Genomic DNA, 245 nt, shown 5'->3' with positions numbered 1-245 from the left:
CTTAGGGTCAGGTTAGTCGTCCCGCAACCCAGCCTGTTAATCCACATGCGAATAACCAAAATAAAACCGGCCTCCCAAGGCCGGCAAGGCGCAGAACTGTCCGAAGACAGTTCGGCGCGTTTTTATTTACAGGCTGCAGAAATCCGGACGTTCGGAACTCAGGAGATCCGGTCGACGACGAACGTGAATATTTTCAGCAAAACGGGTGTAGTGCCTGCCGCCATCAAAGGACCGACGGGAATGCC

The 245-nt window shown here is 53.9% G+C and carries 1 protein-coding gene; it reads left to right on the top strand.

Translation table 11 applies throughout. The annotated features are described in order from the left end of the window. Nucleotides 1–45: 45 nt before the first annotated feature. Nucleotides 46–245, top strand: a 200-nt coding sequence (locus tag KVT34_RS30805; protein WP_217563354.1) for a hypothetical protein, incomplete at its 3' end; no start/stop codon positions are given.

The organism is Paenibacillus sp. GbtcB18 (assembly GCF_019091125.1).
GTDB classification, from domain to species: Bacteria; Bacillota; Bacilli; order Paenibacillales; family NBRC-103111; genus Paenibacillus_F; species Paenibacillus_F chitinolyticus.
This window is presented reverse-complemented; position numbering and strand designations above follow the sequence as displayed.